We start from the raw sequence: 15,885 nt of genomic DNA on the forward strand, positions 1-15,885 counted from the left end.
ATTATATTGAAAGTACCTCTGTCATTTCCATTAAATCGGGCTCGAGTTTAAAAGAATGAGCAGTTAAAGCCTCTCTTATGCTGGTTAATTTTATTTCGTTTCCTTTTAAACCTACCATTTGCTCCGTTTCGCCTGCAATTAACGCATTTACTGCGGCAAAACCTAAACGACTACCCAAAATTCTGTCGAAACTGCTTGGACTACCACCTCTTTGAAGGTGGCCAAGAATGGTTACTTTGGTATCGTAATGATCAAAAGTTTCTTTTACTTTTTTAGCAATATCATAAGCACCACCTTGTTTATGGCCTTCGGCCACGATAACGATACTTGATGATTTTTTTGTAGCTGCGCCTAAGGCCAGTTTTTCAATCAGTTCGTTAACACTGGTTTCTCTTTCGGGTAACAATACCGCTTCGGCGCCGCTAGCAATCGAACTTCTTAAAGCAATACAGCCAGAATCTCGGCCCATTACCTCTATAAAGAACAACCGGTCGTGCGCATCCGCAGTATCCCTGATTTTATCAATTGCTTCGATTACAGTGTTAATAGCTGTATCGTAACCTAAAGTAAAGTCAGATCCGACTAAATCGTTATCAATAGTTCCCGGTATACCGATTACTTTAACCCCAAAAGTTTCCGAAAAACGTTTAGCTCCGGTGAATGTTCCGTCTCCACCAATTACCACTAATCCATCGATGTCGTTTTTCTTTAAGTTATTGTAGGCAATCTGCTGACCTTCGTCTGTTTTAAATTCTAAACAGCGTGCAGTTTTTAATATGGTGCCGCCCAAGTGTAAAATATTACTTACAGAACGGGCGTCCATTGGTTTTATGTTGTCGGTTATTAAACCCTGGTAACCCTGCATTACACCAAACATGTTAATGCCATGGTAAATTCCGGTACGAACAACAGCTCTGATTGCCGCATTCATTCCAGGGGCATCGCCTCCAGAAGTTAGTACAGCTATATTTTTTATATTTGGCTCCATCTTTATTATACGAATATAGTGTGTATTTTTTACACTAAGTAATTTATTTTATTTTTTTTACTTAATATTGAAAGTCATACCTTTATCTGCTTAAAATAACTAAATTTTACTTTGGAACAAATTTTACCTCATTTAGATTCTGTATTCTCGATAGATTGCGTTTTGTTTGGATTTGATGGTAAGGAATTAAAAATCCTGCTAATCGAAAGGAATGAAGAACCATTTAAAGATTGGTGGGCATTGCCAGGTAATATTGTTGGCCCTGATGAAAGTTTAGATCAATCAGCCTCCCGGATTTTGTACGAGCTTACCGGTTTGCGCGGTATTTACATGGAGCAGTATTACGCTTTTGGCGATCCGAATAGGCACCCGCAAGGTAGGGTAATTACTTTGGCATATTATGCTTTGATCCGTTTGGGTGGAGATAAAGAACTACGCCCGATCAGTACCTATGCCAAGCGGGCCAATTGGTTACCGATTACCGATCTGCCCAAATTAGCTTTTGATCACCAGAAAATTTATGATAAAGGATTAGAAAAAATAAAACGCCGGATTAAACACCAGCCTATTGCGTTCGAACTCCTGCCTGAAAAATTTACCTTAACACAATTGCAGCATGTATATGAACTTGTTTTAGGTAAAAAACTCGATAAACGCAACTTTAGAAAGAAGATTGTAAGTTTCGGGGTATTAAAAGAACTAGACGAAAAACAAAAAGGTGTATCGTACCGTGCAGCTACTTTGTACCGCTTTGATAAGCGTAAATACGCGAAACTTTTTGGTAAGGAGATTTCTTTTTAGATGTGAGACACTAGATCTGAGATGTGAGATTTGAGAACGTGAGATAGCGGAGCGCTGAAAGACTAAAGATCAAAGCAGCATAGCCTTTTATAAATAGAAAAATCCCGGTTTGAGATTTCAAACCGGGATTTTTTTTGCTTGTATATTTATTATACCTTATATGACTCTGGACTAAAGACTCCAGACTTAGGACTGACTGAAGACTAAGCCTTAGGCGCTAACTCCAGGTGGTAATGCACCAAATCATCTATAGGTGAGCGGATAATTTTACCCACGCCCATTTCATAGCGATCGGCTACGATACTTAAAATATCACGGAAACTATAACCTACTGAACCCACACAGTTTAATTTGTGGTCTTTGTAGTTAGGGTAGTGGATTACCAAAGCTTCAAAAAATGCAGTAAAAGCATAATCAATGGTAGCAAAAGCATAATCTTCGTAATTATCTTTAAAATCGTATAAGAATTTACTAAAGCTTGCGCAGAAACGGTTTGGCAATGGCTTATTGTAAATGTTATCGAAAATATCTTCGTTGGTTAAAGCATAATTATCGTAAAAAGCTTCACGTAATCCTTTCGGCATATAACCTTTCATGTAATCGCTTAAAATACGTTTACCGATGTACGAACCACTACCTTCATCACCCAGGAAATAACCTAATGAATCGATGTTCATGGTAATTTCAGATCCATCATAAAGGCATGAGTTTGTTCCTGTTCCTAAAATAGCAGCAAATCCTGGTTCGTTACCAAGGAGTGCCCTAGATGAAGCAAGTAAATCGTGGCCAACAAAGATTTTTGCATTAACGAAGATCTCTTGCATAGCATCAGCTACAATTTTAACATTTGCAGGTGTTGAACAGCCGGCACCGTAGTAATAAACTGCTGTTAATTTCTCTCTTTCCAAGTGGTCTGGAAGAGTCTCATTCAAAGACTTTACAATGTACTCTCCTTTAGAAAAATATGGATTGTAACCTTCGGTGTTAAAGTAAATTTTTCTGCCGGCCTCGTTAATCAAACACCAATTTGTTTTGGTAGATCCGCCGTCTGCAATTACTATCATTTTATTTATTTTTTGGTTTTAGCACGATAAAAGTATAAAAAGTCTTATATTTTGTATCCTTTTTTTTAATAATTTTTTAACAATTTGTTGTTGTCGAAAATTAAGTGTGTAAAAAATACACTATATAAGGCATTTAATGGCCGAAAAACCTTAAAATTATACCAGAAAAGGCATTGGTCTTTTTTTTTAACGTCAACAATATTTTACAAGCAGATAGTGAAATGAACAACAGATTTTTAGATTTCAGGAGTGATACGGTAACCAAACCAACTGCGGGGATGTTGGATGCGATGATGAATGCAAAAGTGGGCGATGACGTTTTTGGCGAAGATGAAACGGTGCATACATTGGAAACAAAATTGGCCTCTACCTTTAATATGGAAGCCGGATTATTTTGCCCGTCGGGAACGATGACCAACCAGATTGCAATCAAGTGTTTTACCCAGCCTATGGACGAGGTAATCTGCGATCAGACTGCACATGTTTACCGTTACGAAATTGGGGGCATTGCCTTCCACTCCGGGGCATCGGTAAGGCTGTTGCATGGCGAACGTGGAATTTTGACGCCAGAGCTGATAGAACCTGAAATTAACGAAGATAATATCCACTATCCGAACTCCAGTTTGGTTGTTTTGGAAAATACAGTAAATAAAGGTGGCGGAAGCTGTTATACCTTATCACAGATTGCGCCTATTCATCACCTTTGTAATATAAAAGGACTAAAGCTGCATTTAGATGGTGCGCGTATTTTTAATGCACTAACGGCCACTGGCGACAAGGCAAGCGAATATGGTAAATATTTTGATGGCATTTCGGTTTGTTTATCTAAAGGGCTCGGTGCACCAGTGGGTTCTGTATTATTAGGAAGCAAACAAATGATCCATAAAGCGCGTAAAATCAGGAAAGCTTTTGGTGGAGGCATGCGCCAGGCCGGATTTTTAGCCGCGGCCGGTATTTATGCGCTTGATAACCATGTAGAACGTCTGAAAGATGATCATGCACATGCGCAAGCTTTGGCTAATGCTTTAACGACCGCAAAATATGTAAAATCAGTAATGCCTGTTGAAACCAATATTGTTATTTTCGAAGTAGAAAAAGGATCAGCAGATAAAATTGTAAGCCAGTTAAAGGAAAAAGGACTGCATTGCAATACTACCAGTGCCAGCACCATTCGTTTGGTAACACACCTGGATTTAAGCCCTGAAATGATTGATCAGGCTATTGAAATAATATTACATTTGTATTAGTAGGAGGTCCGAAGTCAGGAGTCCGAAGTCAATAGTTTTATAGTTCATGGTCAATAGTCAGGTAGTTCATTTACAATCTGCATATACACAAAGTCTAACCAAAATGCCCGAAAACTCCAAACCCCATACCCCAATCTCCAAACTCTTAATCGCTAACCGTGGCGAAATTGCTTTGCGTATTATGCGCTCGGCAAAGGAAATGGGGATTAAAACGGTTGCTGTTTTTTCTGAAGCAGACCGGAATGCACTGCATGTACGTTATGCCGATGAGGCAGTTTGTATTGGTCCGGCTCCCTCTAACCAGAGTTATTTGGTCGGTGAGAAAATTATCGCTGCCTGTAAACTAACAGGTGCTGAAGCCATTCATCCGGGATATGGGTTTTTATCAGAAAATGCAAATTTTGCACAAAAGGTTGCCGATGCCGGACTCATTCTGGTTGGTCCTTCGCCGCAAGCTATGGAAACCATGGGTAACAAATTATCTGCAAAAGCAGCAGCACTAAAATACAACATCCCGATGGTTCCCGGAACGGAAGAAGCTATTCAGGATGTAAACGAGGCAAAACAGCGAGCAATCGAAGTTGGTTTCCCGATATTAATCAAAGCTGCTGCAGGTGGTGGAGGTAAGGGAATGCGTATTGTAGAGCGGGCTGAAGATTTTGAAGAGCAGATGCAGCTTGCCGTAAGTGAGGCTACTTCAGCCTTTGGTGATGGAGCTGTTTTTATCGAACGTTATGTTACCTCTCCAAGGCACATCGAAATACAGGTTCTGGGCGACAATCATGGTAATATTATTCATCTTTTTGAACGGGAATGTTCTGTGCAGCGGCGTCATCAGAAAGTAGTAGAAGAAGCCCCGTCAGCTGTTTTAACTGAAGAAATCAGGCAGCAAATGGGAAAATGCGCGGTAGATGTAGCCCGTTCGGTAAATTATACCGGAGCTGGTACGGTTGAGTTTATTTTGGATGAGAACCTCGATTTCTTTTTCCTGGAAATGAATACCCGCTTGCAGGTGGAGCACCCGGTAACTGAGCTGATTACAGGTATAGATCTGGTAAAAGAACAGCTAAAAATTGCCTCTGGCGAAAAATTGAGCTTTAGTCAGGAGGACTTAAAAATCAGTGGACATGCCATCGAACTTAGGGTTTATGCCGAAGACCCGGCCAATAATTTTCTGCCTGATATTGGTGTTTTGCAGACCTACAGCACACCTAAAGGCAATGGAGTAAGGGTTGATGATGGCTTTGAGCAGGGCATGGAAATCCCGATTTATTATGATCCGATGATTGCAAAACTGATCACTTACGGAAAAGATAGGGAAGAAGCCATAGAGCGAATGGTAAGGGCTATCGAAGAATATGATATTACGGGGATAGAAACTACTTTGGGTTTTGGTAAGTTTGTCATGCAGCACGAAGCTTTTAAAACGGGTAATTTTGATACGCATTTTGTAGGCAAATACTTTAAGCCCGAAAGTTTAAAGGTACAGGATGAAACAGAAGCGTTGATTGCCGCAGTAATTGCTGCAAAACTGTTTGAAAAGAAAGAGGGGAAGTTGGGTGATGTGGTTGTTAAAAATAGCTCTGATTGGAGAAAAAATAGATTGAAATACTAGAATAGATGAATTGTCATCCGATAGCTGTCGGATGCGAGAAGGCTTTTTTAGCCGACGAAGCAATCTTACAACTGTCGCTAGTAGCGAACGCATTAAGATTGCTTCGTGCCTCGCAATGACGAACAGTTGCGCGGGAATGAAGTGTAGAAAAAAGAGAAACATAAAATGTTCACAGGAATTATAGAAACACTTGGCGAGGTTACTGCCATTAAAAACGACCATACCAATATCCACTTTACCATCTCGTCTGCAATCAGCCATGAGCTGAAAATCGATCAGAGTGTAGCCCATAACGGCGTATGTTTAACGGTAGTGGCGCTGAATGATGGAACACATACGGTTACCGCAATTGATGAAACCCTTAACAAAACCAATTTAGGGGATTTAAAAGTGGGCAGTAAAATTAACCTGGAACGCTGTATGCAGATGAATGCCCGATTAGACGGCCACATTGTGCAGGGACATGTAGACCAGACTGCAGTTTGCATAAAACGCGAAGAACTGGACGGTAGCTGGGAGTACCGCTTCAGATATGATGCTTCAGCGGGAAATGTAACTGTAGAAAAAGGTTCTGCCTGTGTAAACGGTATCAGCTTAACTGTTGTAAATTCTGCAGACGACGAATTTTCGGTATTTATTATCCCTTATACTTTCGAACATACCAATTTACAGGAAGTTGAAGTTGGCGATACCGTAAATTTAGAGTTCGATATCATCGGCAAATATGTTGCCCGATTAATGAACCGATAAGCTATATTCTTTTGTTATGATTTTTTTGATTTAAGTATTTGATAAATAGTGTTTTATTGAATTATTGACGTTGTGGGAACGTTTATTTTTTCATAACAGTGCAGGATGGTTGGTTGAATTATATTGCTGAATATAGTAGTGTTAAGACTAAAAAATTTAACGCTAACCAATATGAACAATTTCCATACCTCAGGCATAATAGCTACGCTTGCTTTATTCTTTTTATTTACAACCAATGTTTTAGCACAGAAAATTTCGGTAAAAGATTTAACTGTTGAGCATTTGGTAAATCCTTTTAGTATTGATAATCCTAAACCCAGATTTAGCTGGAAAATTATTTCAACTGCAAAAAACACCAAACAGAAAAACTACGAAATCAGGCTGGGTACCTCGTCAAAAATTGACAAAGTTTTATGGAAAACTGCTGTAAATAATGATCAATCGGTTCTGGTTGCTTATAATGGGTCTCAATTATCATCTAAAACCAAATATTACTGGCAGGTTAGGGTAAAAGATAACCGTGGAAATACTTCCTCGTGGTCACCGGTGCAATATTTTCAAACGGGTTTAAAGCCTGAAGATTGGAACGCGAAATGGATCACAGTAGAAGGTAAAGATACTTCACTCGCTAGTCCACTGTTTAGAAAAGAATTTAATCTTAAAAAAGAAGTAAAATCTGCCATGGCTTACATTACTGCTAAGGGGTTGTATGAGGCCAATATTAATGGCGGACGCATTGGAAACGCTTATTTTGCTCCAGGATGGACAAGTTATAAAGACCATATTCAGTACCAGGTTTACGATGTTAAGCAATCGCTGAAGAAAGGCGCCAACGTAATTGGTGTTTCACTAGGCGATGGCTGGTATAAAGGGCGTATAGGCTTTAGTAATCAAAAACAATTTTATGGCGATACCAGGGCATTGTTAATGCAATTGGAAGTTGAATATACTGATGGAAGCAAAGAAACCATCGTAACGGATAATAGCTGGAAAACAGGTTATGGGCCGATATTGGCCTCCAATATTTATGATGGTGAAACCTACGATGCCCGATTAGAACTCAACGGCTGGAATAATATCGGGTTTAAAGAAAATACTACCTGGAAACCTGTGCAAGAACAGGCTATGGGGGCAGAGAAATTGATTGGAATGAGCGGGCCGCCGGTAACTAAACATGAAGAATTTAAAGCTTTAAAAATATTTAAAACACCTTTGGGCGAAACTGTAGTCGATTTCGGACAGAATTTAGTGGGCTGGGTAATGTTAAAAGCCAAAGGTGCGGCAGGTACCAAAATTACCATTAGCCATGCTGAGGTATTAACCAAAGAAGGGAATTTTTATACCACTAACCTCCGGTCGGCCAAGCAACAGAACAATTATATTTTAAAAGACGGAACCGAGCAGGTATTCGAACCTCATTTTTCTTTTCAGGGCTTTAGGTACGTCAAAATAGACGGATACCCTGGTGAGCTCAAGTTGGAAGACCTTACCGCAGTAGCTGTTTATTCGGACATGAAAACCAGTGGGAAATTCAGCACCTCCAATCCTTTACTAAATCAATTGCAGCATAATATTAGCTGGGGACAGAAGGGGAATTTTGTTGATGTGCCAACAGATTGTCCGCAAAGAGATGAACGTTTAGGATGGACAGGGGATGCGCAGGCATTTGCCTCAACTGCAGCATATAACATGGATGTATCTGGCTTTTTTACCAAATGGTTAAAAGATGTTGCTGCAGATCAGCTTCCAAATGGTAGTGTTCCATTTGTAATTCCAAATGTGCTGAACCAAAATGATGCAGGTTCTGCAGGCTGGGCTGATGTGGCTACCATTGTTCCCTGGGATATGTATGTATCATATGGAGATAAAGGGATTTTGGAAACACAGTATAGCAGCATGAAAAAGTGGGTCGATTATATTTCTTCTGTAGCAAAAAATAACCTTTGGAATACGGGGTTCCACTTTGGCGATTGGTTGTTTTACCGGCCAAATGATGATAACGATGGACGCGCCGCAGTGACGGATAAATATATGATTGCCCAGACATTTTACGCACACTCCACCCAGTTGCTGATAAATGCCGCAAAGGTATTGGGTAAAACAGACGACGTAACGAAATACAACTCGCTGTTAGAACAGATTAAAACAGCTTACATCAAAGAGAATATGACACCTAGTGGCAAATTGATCTCTAATACGCAAACGGCATACGTACTGGCTTTACAGTTTGATATGCTACCTGAAAACTTACGTCCACAGGCCGCACAAAGACTGGTAGATAATGTGAGGGATTACGGGAACCACCTGACTACGGGTTTTTTGGGTACACCATATCTTTGTCATGTATTAAGCCGTTTTGGGCACGAAGATGTAGCATATGATCTGTTATTGCAGGAAAGTTACCCTTCATGGTTATATCCTGTTAAAATGGGAGCAACCACCATTTGGGAGCGCTGGGATGGCATTAAACAAGATGGCTCTTTTCAAACAGCGGATATGAATTCTTTTAACCACTACGCTTATGGCGCCATTGGCGATTGGATGTATAAAAATATTGCAGGTATTAATCCTGTATCAGCGCAACCTGGTTACAAAAACATTTTAATTGCACCAAGACCAGGTGGGAAATTAACCAATGCTTCAGCAGAACTGGAAACGGTTTATGGTACGGTTAAATCAGCATGGACCATTGTAAATGGCATTTTTAAACTGGATGTAACAGTGCCAGCCAATGCAAGTGCTACAGTAGTATTGCCAAAAGCAGATAAAAAAGAAGAAATAGGATCAGGGAGCTATCATTTTGAATGCAAATATTAATCGCTAATATTGCAGCTTCGTGTTAAAAGAGATGAATATATAGATTTGTCATCCTGAGGGTTAATTAATTGTTTAAAATCAATATGGGTGACGTATAATTTTCTTCTCTTGTCCCAGGGCTCGGTCTTGCCTCGGCTCGCCGCCGCCGAAGGGCTCTTTCTTTTTGGCATCAAAAAGACCAGCGAAGCTAGCTTGAATGCCATTAAAAATATAAACACATATGAAAAAACAAAAACTGCCGGCTGAAAATTTTTCTTTCGAAGCTAGTAGGTTGGCTTGGACAGTGCAGCCCGAAAAATTTGTTAGGCCGGATTTAAGTAGAACGGAGATACCGTACTATGGCCTAGCTGGGTGGAAATACTAAAGTAATTAAAGTGTTGATTAATAATGATTTTTAAAATAACGTCAATGGTAGCTTGTCGAAGGGCCAGCACAATATATGGTAGGCGTTTCGACAGGCTCAACGTGACAATTCGAATTGAAATTAATTTATGATATCTCGCTTACCGATCTAAAAATAAATGTACAGTAAAGAAGAAGCAGCCCGTTTGCGCCAACAGTTTTGGATCAGTTTTGGGCAATATATGAAACCTGTCCCTTCAGCGAGCGGTTCGACCGTAAACTGGACGAACTACAAGACTGGTGTGAAGAACATCTTCTTTAAAATGGATGTTGATGGTAAGAAGGCATTTATCAGCATTCAACTCTCGCATCCTGATTCTGAAATCAGGCATCTTATCTTCGAACAATTTGAAGAATTTAAGCTCCTGTTTACTAATACCGTAAACGAAGAATGGGATTGGATTAAAGATGCAACCGATGATTTTGGTAAAACAGTATCTCAGATTTCCATTAGCATTACCGGAGTAAGCATTTTTAATCAACAGCACTGGCCTACTTTAATCTCCTTTTTTAAACCCAGAATAATTGCCTTAGATGAATTTTGGGATAATGTAAAACCTGTTTTCGAAGATTTGGTTTAATCAGCCAGATTTAGCTGTGCAATCCTATCCTTTGAAAATTTAATTTCTTCTTTATCATCAGTCAAGTTGGGCTTACTTTTTAAGTAGAGGTTATAATATTTAAGTGCATTTTTCCCTTGTTTTAATCTGGTATCGTAAAATACCGCCAAACGATAATATAGGGTTGGCGTTGCTTTAAACTGCAGTCCTTTCTTGTAGGCGGCGTTCGCGAATGTTAACTGGTTGTTTTCTTCATAAACCAATCCCAATAAAGAATAATAGCTGGAAGTATTGGGTGAAATGGCTTCATCTATGGTTTTCTTAGTGTAAATAGCCGCCTGTGGATAATTCTTTAGTGCCCGGTAACTGAGTGATGTATAATATAAAGTTGCCTCATTCTCCATGGCTGCAACTTCTAACAATTTAAAAAGATCAATCGCTTTCTGGTATTTTTTGGTGTAATAATTGGCCTTTGCCACATCTTTTATCACCCCTGCATCGGCACCATCTTTCAATAGTTTCTCTCCCGATGCAATCACTTCGCTGTACTTTTTAAGCTGGTTTGCAATAGGAAGCTTAGCCCTTTGCAACACCAGGTTATCGCTATCTCCTTTAATGGCAATATCGAGCACGTTATAAGCTTTTTCGTATCGCTGATAAGCGGAATGCACCTCGGCCAGATCAGCAGCAACATCCCCATCCAATGGATTGATCTGATTAGCCTTTAACAGGTAAATAAATTTCATTGAATCGGTAGGCATGGGGTAAAGATTGGCCAGCAATTTGTATACATTAAAGTTATTGCTATCTATTTTTACAATTTCGCCGTAATACAGTTTAGCCTTTTCGGTATTACCTCTTTTGCTATTAATATTGCCTAGACTAAAAAGAATAGGCAGGCTTTGTGGCTGCAGTGCATAGGCTTTGCTGTAAAATTTTTCGGCTTCTACATTATTACCTGCCATTAAAAAACAATAACCAATCTGGCTGAGGGTTTTGAAATCTTTCACTTCTTCTCCATAAATACCCTTGAGGTATTGAGCAGCATCGGCATAGCGCTGGGTCTGATAGAGGTCGAAAAGTTTTTCTTTATCGATTACAGTTACGTTTTGTGCGTAAATACCTATACTTAAATAAAGCAATGCCAGTAATGTGAGCAGTTTTTTCATAATGGTTAATATTTAACTAATTTATTAGTTGCTTTTGATAATTCCAAATCCGTTTTTAAAAAATTAGGGAAACAAAACAAAATAGGGGGTAAGGGGTTTATACAGAATAGTTGAACTAAAAAATAAGACCTATGAATACTTTAAAGAAGTTTGAATTAATGGAAAAGATTGTGCGTGAACTGGAAGATTTACAAAATTCTCAGCAGGCACTTATTCAAAAGATTGGTAAAATTGAAGTAGATAATATCGAACTGGGTGATAGTCGCCTGGAAAAAGATTTACCTGATATTCATCAAAATTTAGCAGATAACTTAGATACTATCTCAGGAATTTTAGATTACTTTGCGGGTAAAACACAAAACTTTGGTGATAAAAACAATGTTGATGCTTTAAAAGAACAAGAAGCCATTAACAATGCCACCAGCTAAATTTAATCGCATATGAAATTTTTATCTTTAACCGTTGCCTTTTTGCTTGTTGGCTTATTTGCTAGCGCACAGGTATTACCGTCTTTCCAGCTGGGCATTAAAGCTGGTGCAAATTTTTCGAAATTTGATAGTGAAAACACTTTTAACAGTAATAACCGTACTGGTTTTTACGGTGGTCTTTGGGCTAGGGTAGGTGCAGCAGGCGTTTACTTCCAACCTGAACTTTATGTGTCGGGAAAGAAAGCAGATTTGGTAAATGAATCAACGGGAGAAGTAAATAAAGTACGTTTTACAAGTTTAGATGTTCCATTATTGGTGGGTACAAAATTTGGTGCCGCCGGTATCGGACTCCGTTTAAACACGGGGCCAATGTTCTCCTTGATATTAGATGAAAACCAGAGCCTTGCGCAGGCTACAGGGAGTGTTTTCCGTGCCGATTTTAAAAACCAAGCCTTAGCCTGGCAGTTTGGTGCAGGTTTAGACCTTAAAAAACTAAGCTTTGATGCACGTTACGAACTTGGCCTTTCAAAAATAAACAAAGCTGGTTATCCTGGTACTAAGCTAAATTTATTTACTGTTGGTTTAGGTTATAGGATTCTGTAAGAAAAATTATTAAGATAGAAAGGTGTTCATTAAAAATGGACACCTTTTTTTATGCCTTAGATTTCCTGAATGTATTATTTCTACCTATGTGGGAAGGCTATAGCAGGATTTTTAAATGATAAAATTTGCTTTTGTAAAATTGTTGATTACATTTGTGTCGTAAACGATATAATCGTTTGCGACACAAATAAAAAAAATAGAATATGAAAACGTTGTATGAAACAAGCGCTACCGTAACTGGCGGACGTAATGGAAAAATAACAAGTGAAAATGGTGTTTTAGAACTTGAAGTAAGAATGCCGAAGGAACTAGGTGGTACTGGTGAGAGTTATACTAATCCTGAACAGCTTTTTGCTGCGGGTTATGCGGCCTGCTTTGATAGTGCGTTAAACTTAGTGATGCATCAGGATAAAGTGAAGCCGGAAGAGCCTTCTACCGTTAAAGCAAATGTTTCGCTGCACCCAGATGAAAAAGGAGGCTTCAAGTTAGGCGTTTCCTTACAGGTGCATATCCCAGGTATTGAAGCCACACAGGCTCAGCAATTGGTAGAGAAAGCGCATACGATCTGTCCATACTCAAATGCGACCCGTGGAAACATTGATGTTAAATTGGAAGTAATTTAATTATAGAATTAAGCATAGGCGTGATGACAGATAAAAATGGGCCGTCATTTCGACAGTAGTGGAGAAGTTTTTAAAATACCTTAAAGATTTCTCTGCTCTGTTCTAGCTAAATTGACAACCGATCTTTGTATTCAAAAGCAAGTTTCGGAGAAAATGATTTACTTAGCTGAATATTTTATTGTTAAAGAAAAACTTGCGATGGAAATAGATGAGTCTTTAAAATTGGAAAATCAATTGTGTTTTCCACTTTATGCTGCTTCGAGGTTAGTAACCAAATGTTATCAGCCTGTGCTTGATACCTTAGGTATAACCTATCCGCAATATCTGGTATTAATGGTGTTATGGGAAAACGATTCCGTTAGCCTAAGCTTGCTTTCTCAGAAATTGATGTTGCAATCGAACACTTTAACCCCTTTGCTTAAACGCATGCAGGAAACCGGACTTGTGGAACGCGTGAGGTCATTAAAAGATGAAAGAAGTATTGTGATCTCGCTTACAGAAAAGGGATTGGCATTGAAAGAAAAAGCACCGGTTTTACGGGCTCAGCTTGGCGATCATCTGGGTATAAACCTTGAAGAAATTATCCAATTGAAAACCCTGCTTGATAAACTGATCAAAAACCTGGCGGCATAAATTAGGTTTACCAATTAAAAAGGCTGCATTCAGCCTTATTTTTCTGGTTCAACTTCGGTCAGCTCATAAGCAAACGACCCATTTTTCGGGATAATTGGAGTAGCCCTTCCAACGCTCAATGCTTTTATAAATGAAGCGCCGAAATAGAATATCAATGAAGAGTAGAATACAAAAAGCATAATTACGATAATGGATCCAGCCGATCCATAAATATTACTGATGTTACTCAATGGCAATAAAATCCTTAAAATATATTTTCCTACTGTAAAAAGGCATCCGGTTAACAGGCCTCCCGAAATTGCTGCCCTCCAGGTTGGACGCCCGTTTGTTAAATACCTGAAAAGTATGGTAAACCAGGTGGTTACGATGACTACAAAAACCAATTGGTTGATGATAGAAGTTAAGACTAATCCGAAAGAAGGAGCACCGTCTTTTAGGTAGGCTCCAATAAAAGCCTGCACACTATCGGCCAGCAAGCCTATAAAGAATAATATCCCAGCCAATAAAATAATGGTAACGGATATAGCTCTTGATTTAAGGGTGCTGATGATCCCTTTTTTATCTTTCTGGCCGATATTCCAGATCTGTTCTAAAGAATTTTTAATCACATTGAATAGGGTGGTAGCTACAAAAAGGAAAAATATAAAACTGAACAAAGTAACATACCAGGCCTGATCGATTCCCCGGATATTTCTTAATGTAGTTCTGATCTGTAAAATGCTTTCATTATCTAGAATACTAGCCAAACGTTCGAACAGGTGTGTAGCCAATAGCCTTCTATCGGTAAACATACCGAAAAGCCTGATCAGGATAATTAATATTGGGGGTAAAGCGAAATTGGTAAAAAATGCAGTAGCACCGGCCAAACGTAAGGGATCATTCTGCTGAAATAAATTAAATGCTTTTCTTATGGTAGAGAAAAAAAACTTCAGATCTTGTATTATCGATGGCATTACTCCTGCGTTAAACTCAAAAGGCCGAAAATAGTAAAAATACTTTGTTCAGCCTTTTTTATGTATGTAAAGATTCTAGTTTGTTTTGCTGAAAACCATTAAGGTTTTATCGCCATTTAACAGATATAGTTTGTTCTCAGCTATTTTAGCACTATTAACCTGATTAAGTGCGTGTAAGTATGCGCGTTCAGCAGCATCAGTTTCCTGACAGAACATTTTTGTGTTAAAAACATTTTTAACGGTTATTTTATGATCAGCAATTTCTCCCTGTCCACCATAATTGTTACAGAACGATTTTCCGCTGATTTTAAGGCTGTCAGCAAAGTTTAGCGTTGCTTTTGCTGTTGAAGGTAAAGTTAATCCTGGCAGCTCCGTTAATTCCCATTTGGTATTGGTAAAACTTGCCGGATCTAATTTTTCTTTACAGGAACTCAATAATAAGATCAGCATTCCACAGTAAATAAGGTGTTTCATAACAAAAGGTTTATATGATTTCTTTTTTAACATCAAAAACTAAACCATAAAAAGATAAAATTGCCTTTTGATTAAAACCGTGCTTATTTTTCAATCTTCATCCAATGGTGTTTTATGCCATCGTAATCGAATACAGAGATCCGTTTTAAACCCACTTTTTCCAGCACATGGATAGATCCCAGGTTATTGATATCTGCAATACCAATAATCTCATTCAGCTTTAGTTCATTAAAACCATAGTCCCGCGCCGCCATTGCAGTTTCTGTAGCATAGCCCTTTCCCCAGAACCGTTTACTAAACCGATAACCCAGATCGTAATAATTAATATGGTTATTTGTAGCTTCTTTAATGAATTTTAGTCCTGACCAGCCCACAAAGTTACCTGTTGCTTTTTCGATAACAGCCCATCTCCCGATACCATTTTCGGTATATTGTTTTCTGATAAATTCGATTTCTGCGAAACTTTGTTCGATTGATTTTACAGGTTTGTTGCCAAGATAAAGATGAACATCGGGGTCACTGTCCATTTCAAACATACCCTCAGCATCGGCAGGCATTAGTTCGCGTAAAATTAAGCGTTCGGTTTCAGCAAAAATCTTCATTTCTATGATCTTTTTTGATTAAAATTAGCATAAAATATGTATATATGATGAAAATGATTCCGTATCGATCTGCGAAATCAGCGTGAAGCCATTAGCTTTTTGTTCCCGCAGATTTAAGAAGATTTACGCAGATGGTAGGGAATGTAAAATGTAATA

16 protein-coding genes are annotated in these 15,885 nt (G+C 38.7%); 10 read left to right on the forward strand and 6 right to left on the reverse strand.

Translation table 11 applies throughout. The features are described 5' to 3' along the window. Position 1: 1 nt before the first annotated feature. Positions 2 to 988: a 6-phosphofructokinase gene (gene pfkA / locus ACUN24_RS10590; RefSeq protein WP_445562464.1), complete on the reverse strand. Its 987-nt coding sequence runs from the start codon at positions 986 to 988 to the stop codon at positions 2 to 4. Positions 989 to 1,099: 111 nt separating this feature from the next. On the opposite strand from pfkA, the gene ACUN24_RS10595 reads away from it, so the two are divergent. Continuing rightward, positions 1,100 to 1,789 (forward strand): NUDIX hydrolase, encoded by a 690-nt coding sequence (locus ACUN24_RS10595; protein ID WP_090982558.1) that lies wholly within the window; start codon positions 1,100 to 1,102, stop codon positions 1,787 to 1,789. 203 nt (positions 1,790 to 1,992) lie between these two features. On the opposite strand, the gene ACUN24_RS10600 is transcribed toward ACUN24_RS10595, so the two are convergent. After that, on the reverse strand, positions 1,993 to 2,853 hold the full coding sequence (locus ACUN24_RS10600) for an N-acetylglucosamine kinase (protein ID WP_445562465.1): 861 nt from the start codon (positions 2,851 to 2,853) through the stop codon (positions 1,993 to 1,995). Between the two features lie 221 nt (positions 2,854 to 3,074). On the opposite strand from ACUN24_RS10600, the gene ACUN24_RS10605 reads away from it, so the two are divergent. The 5 genes from ACUN24_RS10605 (at position 3,075) to ACUN24_RS10625 (ending at position 10,265) form a co-directional block, all read left to right on the forward strand. Beyond that, the gene (locus ACUN24_RS10605; RefSeq protein WP_445562466.1) at positions 3,075 to 4,100 is read left to right on the forward strand and encodes a threonine aldolase family protein; all 1,026 of its coding nucleotides are present in this window, start codon (positions 3,075 to 3,077) and stop codon (positions 4,098 to 4,100) included. 103 nt (positions 4,101 to 4,203) lie between these two features. Next, positions 4,204 to 5,715, forward strand: coding sequence for an acetyl-CoA carboxylase biotin carboxylase subunit (gene accC, locus ACUN24_RS10610; protein ID WP_445562467.1), 1,512 nt, complete (start codon positions 4,204 to 4,206; stop codon positions 5,713 to 5,715). Between the two features lie 165 nt (positions 5,716 to 5,880). Further along, complete coding sequence (locus ACUN24_RS10615) at positions 5,881 to 6,465, forward strand: riboflavin synthase (RefSeq protein WP_445562468.1); 585 nt, start codon at positions 5,881 to 5,883, stop codon at positions 6,463 to 6,465. A 171-nt stretch (positions 6,466 to 6,636) separates the two neighbouring features. Beyond that, entirely contained in the window at positions 6,637 to 9,282 is a 2,646-nt protein-coding gene (locus ACUN24_RS10620; RefSeq protein WP_445562469.1) for a family 78 glycoside hydrolase catalytic domain, read from the forward strand. A 521-nt stretch (positions 9,283 to 9,803) separates the two neighbouring features. Then, positions 9,804 to 10,265 (forward strand): DUF4268 domain-containing protein, encoded by a 462-nt coding sequence (locus ACUN24_RS10625; protein ID WP_445562470.1) that lies wholly within the window; start codon positions 9,804 to 9,806, stop codon positions 10,263 to 10,265. Here the strand turns inward: ACUN24_RS10625 and ACUN24_RS10630 are convergent. Then, positions 10,262 to 11,413, reverse strand: a complete 1,152-nt coding sequence (locus ACUN24_RS10630) for a tetratricopeptide repeat protein (protein WP_445562471.1) — start codon at positions 11,411 to 11,413, stop codon at positions 10,262 to 10,264. The genes ACUN24_RS10625 and ACUN24_RS10630 overlap by 4 nt on opposite strands. A 131-nt stretch (positions 11,414 to 11,544) precedes the next feature. Here ACUN24_RS10630 and ACUN24_RS10635 point away from each other — a divergent pair, with 131 nt between their 5' ends. The 4 genes from ACUN24_RS10635 to ACUN24_RS10650 all read left to right on the forward strand — a co-directional run bounded on the left by ACUN24_RS10635 (position 11,545) and on the right by ACUN24_RS10650 (position 13,700). Then, a complete protein-coding gene (locus tag ACUN24_RS10635; protein WP_121282359.1) occupies positions 11,545 to 11,841 on the forward strand; it encodes a hypothetical protein in 297 nt (98 codons plus the stop codon). Positions 11,842 to 11,853: 12 nt separating this feature from the next. Next, the gene (locus ACUN24_RS10640) at positions 11,854 to 12,444 is read left to right on the forward strand and encodes a porin family protein (RefSeq protein ID WP_445562472.1); all 591 of its coding nucleotides are present in this window, start codon (positions 11,854 to 11,856) and stop codon (positions 12,442 to 12,444) included. 203 nt (positions 12,445 to 12,647) lie between these two features. Further along, positions 12,648 to 13,067, forward strand: a complete 420-nt coding sequence (locus ACUN24_RS10645) for an organic hydroperoxide resistance protein (protein ID WP_445562473.1) — start codon at positions 12,648 to 12,650, stop codon at positions 13,065 to 13,067. Positions 13,068 to 13,220: 153 nt separating this feature from the next. Continuing rightward, complete coding sequence (locus tag ACUN24_RS10650) at positions 13,221 to 13,700, forward strand: MarR family winged helix-turn-helix transcriptional regulator (protein WP_445562474.1); 480 nt, start codon at positions 13,221 to 13,223, stop codon at positions 13,698 to 13,700. A gap of 35 nt (positions 13,701 to 13,735) precedes the next feature. Here ACUN24_RS10650 and ACUN24_RS10655 read toward each other — a convergent pair whose 3' ends face one another. The 3 genes from ACUN24_RS10655 to ACUN24_RS10665 all read right to left on the reverse strand — a co-directional run bounded on the left by ACUN24_RS10655 (position 13,736) and on the right by ACUN24_RS10665 (position 15,729). Continuing rightward, entirely contained in the window at positions 13,736 to 14,653 is a 918-nt protein-coding gene (locus tag ACUN24_RS10655; protein ID WP_445562475.1) for a YihY/virulence factor BrkB family protein, read from the reverse strand. A gap of 75 nt (positions 14,654 to 14,728) precedes the next feature. Further along, positions 14,729 to 15,127: an META domain-containing protein gene (locus tag ACUN24_RS10660; protein WP_445562476.1), complete on the reverse strand. Its 399-nt coding sequence runs from the start codon at positions 15,125 to 15,127 to the stop codon at positions 14,729 to 14,731. Positions 15,128 to 15,210: 83 nt separating this feature from the next. Further along, entirely contained in the window at positions 15,211 to 15,729 is a 519-nt protein-coding gene (locus tag ACUN24_RS10665) for a GNAT family N-acetyltransferase (protein ID WP_445562477.1), read from the reverse strand. Between the last annotated feature and the right edge of the window lie 156 nt (positions 15,730 to 15,885).

The sequence above is a fragment of the Pedobacter sp. WC2501 genome (assembly GCF_052682415.1).

Coding starts and splice junctions, on each gene's coding strand:
- ACUN24_RS10660 (WP_445562476.1), bottom strand. CDS start 15,127: ATGAAACACCTTATTTACTGTGGAATGCTGATCTTATTATTGAGTTCC.
- ACUN24_RS10630 (WP_445562471.1), bottom strand. CDS start 11,413: ATGAAAAAACTGCTCACATTACTGGCATTGCTTTATTTAAGTATAGGT.
- ACUN24_RS10625 (WP_445562470.1), top strand. CDS start 9,804: ATGTACAGTAAAGAAGAAGCAGCCCGTTTGCGCCAACAGTTTTGGATC.
- ACUN24_RS10605 (WP_445562466.1), top strand. CDS start 3,075: ATGAACAACAGATTTTTAGATTTCAGGAGTGATACGGTAACCAAACCA.
- ACUN24_RS10665 (WP_445562477.1), bottom strand. CDS start 15,729: ATGAAGATTTTTGCTGAAACCGAACGCTTAATTTTACGCGAACTAATG.
- ACUN24_RS10650 (WP_445562474.1), top strand. CDS start 13,221: ATGATTTACTTAGCTGAATATTTTATTGTTAAAGAAAAACTTGCGATG.
- accC (WP_445562467.1), top strand. CDS start 4,204: ATGCCCGAAAACTCCAAACCCCATACCCCAATCTCCAAACTCTTAATC.
- ACUN24_RS10640 (WP_445562472.1), top strand. CDS start 11,854: ATGAAATTTTTATCTTTAACCGTTGCCTTTTTGCTTGTTGGCTTATTT.
- ACUN24_RS10600 (WP_445562465.1), bottom strand. CDS start 2,853: ATGATAGTAATTGCAGACGGCGGATCTACCAAAACAAATTGGTGTTTG.
- ACUN24_RS10635 (WP_121282359.1), top strand. CDS start 11,545: ATGAATACTTTAAAGAAGTTTGAATTAATGGAAAAGATTGTGCGTGAA.
- ACUN24_RS10620 (WP_445562469.1), top strand. CDS start 6,637: ATGAACAATTTCCATACCTCAGGCATAATAGCTACGCTTGCTTTATTC.
- ACUN24_RS10615 (WP_445562468.1), top strand. CDS start 5,881: ATGTTCACAGGAATTATAGAAACACTTGGCGAGGTTACTGCCATTAAA.
- ACUN24_RS10655 (WP_445562475.1), bottom strand. CDS start 14,653: ATGCCATCGATAATACAAGATCTGAAGTTTTTTTTCTCTACCATAAGA.
- pfkA (WP_445562464.1), bottom strand. CDS start 988: ATGGAGCCAAATATAAAAAATATAGCTGTACTAACTTCTGGAGGCGAT.
- ACUN24_RS10645 (WP_445562473.1), top strand. CDS start 12,648: ATGAAAACGTTGTATGAAACAAGCGCTACCGTAACTGGCGGACGTAAT.